The following is a 1282-nucleotide window of genomic DNA, read 5'->3' on the forward strand; positions in this document are numbered from 1 at the left end:
AGAATGTTTATAAGAGACAGTCCTGGGACAACCCCAGAGCCAACGTTTACCGCCGCGACAACGATATCCCCTATTCCTGGGGTACCGCCGTTAACGTTCAGTCCATGGCGTTCGGCAACATGGGCGACGACTGCGGCACCGGCGTTGCGTTCACCCGCGACCCCGCTACCGGCGAAAAGAAGCTGATGGGCGAGTTCCTGACCAACGCACAGGGCGAGGACGTTGTTGCAGGCGTTCGTACTCCTATGCCCATCGCACAGATGGCTGAGAAATTCCCCGAGGCGTTCGAGCAGTTCCAGCAGGTTTGCGCGACCCTCGAAAACCACTACAGAGATATGCAGGACATGGAGTTCACCGTTGAGCACGGCAAGCTCTACATGCTCCAGACCAGAAATGGTAAGAGAACAGCTCAGGCTGCTCTTAAGATCGCTTGTGACCTCGTTGACGAGGGCATGAGAACCGAGGAAGAGGCGGTTGCAATGATCGATCCCAGAAACCTCGACACCCTGCTCCATCCCCAGTTCGATCCCGCCGCTCTCAAGGCTGCTACCCCGATCGGCAAGGGTCTGGGCGCATCTCCCGGCGCTGCCTGCGGCAAGATCGTGTTCACCGCTGAGGACGCCGAGGCTTGGAACGCAAAGGGCGAGAAGGTCGTTCTCGTTCGTCTCGAGACCTCTCCCGAGGACATCACCGGCATGAAGGCGGCTCAGGGTATCCTGACTGTCCGCGGCGGTATGACCTCTCACGCTGCCGTTGTTGTGCGCGGTATGGGTACCTGCTGCGTATCCGGCTGCGGCGACATCGCTATGGACGAGGAGAACAAGAAGTTCACACTCGCAGGCAAGGAATTCCACGAGGGTGACTGGCTGTCCATCGACGGCACCACCGGCAACATCTATGACGGCGCTATCGCTACCAAGGACGCTGAGATCGCAGGCGAGTTCGGCAGGATCATGGCATGGGCTGACAAGTTCAGAAAGCTCAAGGTCAGAACCAACGCCGACACACCCACCGACGCCAAGAAGGCGCGCGAGCTGGGCGCTGAGGGTATCGGTCTTTGCCGTACCGAGCACATGTTCTTTGAAGAGGACAGAATCGCCGCGTTCCGCGAGATGATTTGCGCAGACACCGTTGAAGAGAGAGAAGCTGCTCTCGACAAGATCCTGCCTTATCAGCAGGGCGACTTCAAGGCTCTCTACGAAGCGCTCGAGGGCTGCCCCGTAACCATCCGCTTCCTTGACCCGCCGCTTCACGAGTTCGTTCCCACCGAGGAAGAGGACAT

Annotated in this window: 1 protein-coding gene; it reads left to right on the forward strand. The window is 58.9% G+C overall.

The features are described from left to right. Nucleotides 1-1282, forward strand: a 1282-nt coding sequence (locus tag KQI83_RS12185) for a PEP/pyruvate-binding domain-containing protein (RefSeq protein ID WP_253295615.1), incomplete at both ends; no start/stop codon positions are given.

Source organism: Roseburia sp. MSJ-14 (assembly GCF_018918225.1).
GTDB lineage: Bacteria > Bacillota > Clostridia > Lachnospirales > Lachnospiraceae > Petralouisia.